The organism is Pectobacterium peruviense, from assembly GCF_002847345.1.
Lineage (GTDB): Bacteria > Pseudomonadota > Gammaproteobacteria > Enterobacterales > Enterobacteriaceae > Pectobacterium > Pectobacterium peruviense.
On record NZ_LXFV01000030.1, the window covers coordinates 80,588 to 87,256 of the forward strand.

The 6,669-nt window shown below is 47.5% G+C and carries 7 protein-coding genes and 1 tRNA gene; 4 read left to right on the top strand and 4 right to left on the bottom strand.

What is annotated here, in order from left to right:
- Positions 1 to 22 precede the first annotated feature (22 nt).
- The gene (gene nrdF / locus A0G03_RS18315; RefSeq protein ID WP_048261654.1) at positions 23 to 985 is read left to right on the top strand and encodes a class 1b ribonucleoside-diphosphate reductase subunit beta; all 963 of its coding nucleotides are present in this window, start codon (positions 23 to 25) and stop codon (positions 983 to 985) included.
- A 121-nt stretch (positions 986 to 1,106) separates the two neighbouring features.
- Here the strand turns inward: nrdF and A0G03_RS18320 are convergent.
- Both A0G03_RS18320 and dnaQ read right to left on the bottom strand, forming a co-directional pair.
- Positions 1,107 to 1,183: transfer RNA gene (locus tag A0G03_RS18320), tRNA-Asp, on the bottom strand.
- 171 nt (positions 1,184 to 1,354) lie between these two features.
- Complete coding sequence (gene dnaQ / locus A0G03_RS18325) at positions 1,355 to 2,092, bottom strand: DNA polymerase III subunit epsilon (protein WP_048261657.1); 738 nt, start codon at positions 2,090 to 2,092, stop codon at positions 1,355 to 1,357.
- On the opposite strand from dnaQ, the gene rnhA reads away from it, so the two are divergent.
- Positions 2,046 to 2,612 (top strand): ribonuclease HI, encoded by a 567-nt coding sequence (gene rnhA, locus A0G03_RS18330; RefSeq protein WP_167389302.1) that lies wholly within the window; start codon positions 2,046 to 2,048, stop codon positions 2,610 to 2,612. The two genes, dnaQ and rnhA, sit on opposite strands and share 47 nt — an antisense overlap.
- A gap of 19 nt (positions 2,613 to 2,631) precedes the next feature.
- On the opposite strand, the gene A0G03_RS18335 is transcribed toward rnhA, so the two are convergent.
- Positions 2,632 to 3,342, bottom strand: a complete 711-nt coding sequence (locus A0G03_RS18335) for a class I SAM-dependent methyltransferase (protein WP_048261660.1) — start codon at positions 3,340 to 3,342, stop codon at positions 2,632 to 2,634.
- Positions 3,343 to 3,385: 43 nt separating this feature from the next.
- Here A0G03_RS18335 and gloB point away from each other — a divergent pair, with 43 nt between their 5' ends.
- Complete coding sequence (gloB, locus tag A0G03_RS18340; protein ID WP_048261661.1) at positions 3,386 to 4,141, top strand: hydroxyacylglutathione hydrolase; 756 nt, start codon at positions 3,386 to 3,388, stop codon at positions 4,139 to 4,141.
- A 70-nt stretch (positions 4,142 to 4,211) separates the two neighbouring features.
- A complete protein-coding gene (mltD, locus tag A0G03_RS18345; protein WP_048261663.1) occupies positions 4,212 to 5,585 on the top strand; it encodes a murein transglycosylase D in 1,374 nt (457 codons plus the stop codon).
- Positions 5,586 to 5,655: 70 nt separating this feature from the next.
- Here the strand turns inward: mltD and A0G03_RS18350 are convergent, their stop codons facing one another.
- Complete coding sequence (locus A0G03_RS18350) at positions 5,656 to 6,444, bottom strand: endonuclease/exonuclease/phosphatase family protein (protein ID WP_048261665.1); 789 nt, start codon at positions 6,442 to 6,444, stop codon at positions 5,656 to 5,658.
- Between the last annotated feature and the right edge of the window lie 225 nt (positions 6,445 to 6,669).

Sequence of the window (6,669 nt, forward strand, 5' to 3'; positions counted from 1 at the left end):
CATCGCGGAAGGAAATCGAAACATGACCGCACTCACTCGCGTCCAGGCGATTAACTGGAACAAAATTGAAGACGACAAGGATTTGGAAGTCTGGAACCGACTAACGTCCAACTTCTGGCTGCCGGAAAAGGTGCCGCTCTCTAACGATATCCCGTCGTGGAGCACGCTAAATACCCGCGAACGTCAGTTGACGATTCGTGTGTTCACCGGCCTGACGCTACTGGACACCATCCAAAATACGCTAGGCGCACCAACGTTAATGCCCGATGCGGTGACGCCGCACGAAGAAGCCGTGCTGTCTAACATTAGCTTTATGGAAGCCGTGCACGCTCGCTCGTACAGCTCCATTTTCTCGACGCTGTGCCTGACCAGCGAAGTGGATGATGCTTATCGCTGGAGCGAAGAGAATCCGGCGCTACAGAAAAAATCCGACATTATTCTGTCGCACTACCGTAGTGACGATCCACTGATGAAAAAAGTCGCCAGCGTGTTTCTGGAGTCGTTCCTGTTCTACTCTGGATTCTACCTGCCGATGTACTGGTCAAGCCGCGCCAAGCTCACCAACACCGCAGATTTAATCCGGCTCATCATTCGTGACGAAGCCGTACACGGCTACTATATTGGCTACAAATTCCAGAGAGCACTAGCGAAGGCCGATCCCGCTCGCCAGCAGCAGGTAAAAAACTTCGCTTACGACCTGCTACAGGATTTGTACGATAACGAGGTGCTGTATACACAGGAACTCTATGACGGCGTGGGTTGGACGGAGGATGTGAAGAAGTTCCTTCACTACAACGCCAACAAAGCACTGATGAATCTGGGCTATGAAGCGTTGTTTCCCGCCAGCATGACGGATGTGAATCCTGCGATTCTCTCGGCGCTATCGCCAAATGCCGATGAGAACCACGACTTCTTTTCTGGCTCCGGTTCGTCTTATGTGATCGGTAAAGCCGTCAACACCGAAGACGAAGATTGGGATTTCTAAAAAAATGGCCACCGCGTTCTGCGGTGGCCATTTTTCTACAAGCTATTTTCTACAGCTCTTTTTTATAAGGGCTATAAATGAAAAAACCCTGAATCATTGCTGATTCAGGGTCTCCAATAAGTGGCGGAACGGACGGGGCTCGAACCCGCGACCCCCTGCGTGACAGGCAGGTATTCTAACCAACTGAACTACCGCTCCACTCGTGCTCACTGAGCGGGATGAATACTAAGATGATGGCACTATTACGTCAATGCTTTTTATAACTAACCGTTTCTATTTGTTTATAATTTCATCTTACTGACTATTTTCTCACCCAAGACATCATCAAACAATCCGTTTTGCTACGCAAAGGGCAACACTTCAGCGACGTTATTCTGTCCGCCACAGGCAACTACCGCCTTTTTTAGCAACCAAATCCAGACGTTGTTCATGCGCGAGCAGCTCTGTTTCATCAGCGTAAAGCACCTTTAACGCCGATTGAGGGCGGACAATCCTCTGGATAGTTTCATTATTCTCATTCTGCCGCTGCGCTTCACCTTCCATCGAAAAAGTCAGAGAAGTTTGACCACCGGTCATCGCCAGATAAACTTCTGCCAGAATTTCGGCATCGAGCAATGCGCCGTGCAACGTACGCTTGCTGTTGTCTATCAAATAGCGATCGCAGAGCGCATCCAAGCTGTTACGCTTACCGGGAAAGATCTTCCGCGCCATAAACAGGCTATCGGTGATCTTACAGAATGTCTCTGTCTTGGGAATATCCCGATTCAGCAACCGAGATTCGTAATCCATAAAGCCGATATCAAACGTCGCGTTATGAATGACCAATTCCGCGCCACGGATAAAATCGAGAAAATCATCTGCAATATCAGCATACGTCGGTTTATCAGCAAGAAACTCATCGCTGATACCATGTATGTTATAGGCTTCTGGATCCACTAAACGATCGGGTTTGATGTAGACGTGAAAATGACGGCCAGTCAGGCGGCGGTTAATCACTTCGACCGCACCGATCTCGATAATTTTATGCCCTTCGTAGTGAACCCCCAGCTTATTCATACCGGTGGTTTCTGTATCCAGGACGATTTGTCGCGTAATTTCAGTGCTCATCGTTTTCGTTTATGTCAGACTTGCCGTTTTTACCATGAGGGAGAGTCTACCAGAGATGCGCAAACAGGTAGAAATTTTCACCGACGGATCTTGCCTCGGTAATCCCGGCCCCGGCGGTTATGGCGCCCTGCTGCGCTACAAGCAGCACGAAAAAGCATTGAGTGCTGGTTATCGTCTTACGACGAATAACAGGATGGAGTTGATGGCCGCAATTGCAGCGCTTGAAACACTGACTACCGACTGTGACGTCGTACTCAGCACAGACAGTCAATATGTTCGTCAGGGAATCACCAGTTGGATTCATAACTGGAAAAAACGTGGTTGGAAAACAGCCGACAAAAAGCCTGTCAAAAATGTCGATCTCTGGAAAAGGCTGGATAGCGCGATTCAGCGCCATTCCGTGCGCTGGGAATGGGTAAAAGGGCACGCGGGTCACCCAGAAAACGAGCGCTGCGATGAACTCGCTCGCGCTGCCGCCAGTGCGCCAACGCTTGATGACACCGGTTATCAGGCTGAGTAAATCACCTTAGCCGTCCACCTCATCTCCGATATATCTTTGTTGCGCCCACCGTGCGGCGCACAGATGCTTTTCGCAACCGCGCTCTCATCGGCGTGGACGTCAGTGGAATGGTTCGCTTTCGGGCAATAATCAGCGTCACACATCCCAGCATCGGAATATGTTTATTCAACTTCCCTTTATTCTTTCGCCACGGCGTAACGTGAAAATGGGTCTGATGAATAACTTCGTAGTTCAATAGTCCCAGCCAGTCCGTGATACGTATTCGAGTGAACATGCGGCTGCAATAGGGATGCTTTTTATTAAGCCGAGGGATCAGTTTGCCAAGCCCAACCAGACTGATCGGGTTAAACGTGCTGAGTATTAGCCAACCATCATCCACCAAAACACGATCAACCTCCCGCAGAACGCGATGCGGGTCCGATGAATAAGAGAGCGTTTGGGCGAGCAAACAGGCATCAATCGATTTTTCAGAGAAGGGTAATTGATAAGCATCAGCCATAACCTGAAGGTTATCACCGTGTGGAGCAACATTGACCTGATGCGCAATCGCGCACTCTGTTACGTGGATTTCCGCACTCAATGCCCCGATCTTGATTAGATGAAAACCAAAGAGTTTTGGCCACCATGGCAACAAGGCCTGTTCAAGCGACTCACGATAAAATTGCCCGCAGGTGATATCATCCCATGAATCAGGTGCAACAATGGTCTGAGGGATTTGTGCCGATTTCATCTTCTGTTGTCGTCCCCAGGCTACTAGCAAAAAGAGGTGATGAATGAATCTTATCAGTATCCCCGCACTTCAGGATAACTACATTTGGTTATTGAGCAATAAAGCAAACCGCTGTGTGATCGTCGATCCAGGTGAGGCAAGTCCAGTGCTTAATGCGCTCGCTCAAAACTCACTTTTGCCCGAAGCAATTTTGCTCACTCACCACCATAACGACCACGTGGGAGGCGTCAGTGAGATACTCAATCATTACCCTAACCTGCCCGTTTTTGGCCCGAAAGAAACTGCGAAATGCGGCGCAACCTGCCTGGTTGAGGAAGGAAATACCGTCTCTTTGTTAAATTCGGAATTTTCTGTAATTGAGGTTCCAGGACACACTTCTGGTCATATTGCCTACTATAATGCGCCATTTTTGTTCTGTGGCGATACGCTATTTTCAGCAGGATGTGGTCGTATCTTTGAAGGCACACCGAAGCAAATGCATGAATCTATTCAAAAAATAGCAGAACTTCCTGACGATACCGTGGTGTGCTGCGCTCATGAGTACACGCTATCAAACTTAAAATTTTCTAATGCTATATGGCCTGAAGATCCAGATATTGAATCTTATCTTCATAAAATCAGTCAGATACGAGAAAAATCGCAGTCTAGTTTACCAACAACACTAGGTCTGGAGAGAAGAATCAATCTATTCCTCCGCTGTCATGAGATTGATTTAAAAAGAAAATTATCAAATGAACCTGAAAATATAGAGAATTGGCAAGCTTTTGAGATGCTACGCAGCAAGAAAGACTGCTTTTGAAGGTTTAGGTTGTGCTATTCCTCTAATCAAAGTATCCTTGCTCGTCTTTTAAGCAACTATTGACCAACATATGAAGGCTAAAGCGATGATCATCGCCTCAGTCTTGCTGGCAGGTTGTCAGGTCTCACCCCATGACACCTCGCAACCTAAACAGCATGCACAGAGTTTGTCTTCGGCAAGTCAAAGTGAAGCAGGAAAGTACACAGATGGTCGAGAGGCCTCCGCGCGATGGCTAGATGACGATAGTCTCGCGCAACGAGATCTGTGGAACTTCATTGGCGACGAGCTGAAGATGGAGGTTCCGGATAACGCCCGGATCCGCGAGCAAAAAATGCGTTATTTGAAAAATAAGAGCTATCTCCACGATGTAACATTACGGGCAGAGCCGTACATGTACTGGATAGTCGAGCAGATTAAGCAACGTAAGATGCCGATGGAACTGGTACTGCTACCCATAGTGGAGAGCGCTTTTGATCCAAGTGCCACATCATCCGCCAATGCCGCTGGGCTATGGCAGATTATCCCCGGCACAGGACGTAATTATGGTTTGAAACAGAACCAATGGTACGACGGGCGTCGCGACGTGATTGCGTCTACGACGGCTGCGCTGGATATGATGCAACGCCTCAACACGATGTTTGATGGTGACTGGTTATTGACAGTTGCTGCATACAACAGTGGTGAAGGACGTGTCATGCAAGCGATGAAATCGAATAAAGCAAAAGGAAAATCGACCAGCTTCTGGGCATTGGCGTTACCACGTGAAACGTCAATTTATGTTCCTAAAATGCTGGCCTTAAGCGACATTCTTAAAAACAGCAAAAAATACGGCGTGAATCTGCCACAGCCCAATGAAAGCCGGGCATTAGCCAAGGTGGAATTGGGGCAGCAGATAGAGTTGACACAAGCAGCTGAGATGGCTGGCCTGTCGTTGAACAAACTGAAGAGCTATAACTCGGGCTATAAACGTAATGTTACCGCGCCAAATGGGCCACATTACATTATGGTTCCTAAAGCTCATGTTGAGCAGTTGAAAGACTCACTAGCTGATGGCGACATCGCAGCGGTTCAACCAACACGTTTAGCGCAAACACAGTCAACACCAGCGTCACAGCAGTATAAGGTACGTTCAGGTGATACCTTATCGGCTATTGCAGCACGGCTTAATGTCAGCACGAAAGATTTACAAAGCTGGAACAATCTGCGTAGCGCTGGAGCGCTTAAGGTTGGTCAGACGCTGCAAGTTGCTAAAGTTTCAGGCAATAGTGGCTCTATCACCTACCAAGTACGAAAGGGTGATTCGCTTGCAAGCATTGCTAAACGCCATGGCGTAAATATCGCTGATGTGATGCGCTGGAATACGGTTATCAACAAGAATGCCAACATCCAGCCAGGCGATCGTCTGACGCTATATGTTAGCAGCAATATAAAACCTGATTCTTAAGGTCTTATCAGAATCAGCTACAAAAAACAGCCCTCCTACAGTTTGTAGAGGGCTGTTTTTTTTATGGCGATTAAATCAGGCTAAATTCGACGAGCAGTGGATTATGATCTGAGGCCTGGGTTACCAATACAGAAGACTGGTTAACGGCCATCTCACGGTAAAAAATGAAATCTAACGGTCGACCAAACGCTTTACGTCGCTGATCATCGACGAAATTCACTTCCTGCAGCCCCATCCTTGTCGCAAATCGATTCAGTGCATTGATCCGTTGTTGGCTCCATGCATTAAAATCTCCAGCCATAATAGCCGGCCCTTGATGATGCACGAGTTGTTCTCCAATTGCAGCCAACTGCTTGGTATAAACCTCAACACCAAAGCTAAAGTTAACCGCATGGATGTTGATAACCATCAGCCTCTGGCCATTCTGAAGCGCATAAACCGTTACCAGAGAGGACTTAGCCAAACGCAGCAAAGGTTCCCTTTCACGTAAAGGACAGCAATATACCGGCTGGGCAGCTGATAGCGTCATCACACCTGATGGGTGTTGTGGAAGGATAATCGCAGGTACTTGATCGGCTGAGAGGTAGTTAGTGGTTGCAAAACGGATGAGTTCTGGCGTACTTTGCGCTTCCTGCAACAGGACTAATTGGGTGCCTTTACCGAAATTCTGCAATACGGAAAGCCAATTCAACCTTTGCTGCTTGAAAATGTTCCACACCATTACGCGTAAGACATCGCCCTCCAGCAGCAATGAGCCTGTCGGTAGAGCTTGTTCGGGGTAATTAATTTCCCCAGGAGGAAAGATACGTACAGCTGGCTGGCCAGCAACATATCTCATTGCATAGGTTCTTTTCCGCACGCCTCATCCACAATTAGTTTCAATACACCAATACCCTATCAAAAAAGAGTCTCCTTCCGTTATAAGAATTTTATCGCAGACTGGCTATGCACGCCCATCGATAGGAAAGGAAAAGGTAAAATGGTTAGCAAAAAAACGTAAAGAGAAGGAAAAATAGGAAAGTATCTAAAAACTCTAATCTATACATATGCAAAAAGCCCTAAGCGTTAGCTTAGGGCTTTTTGC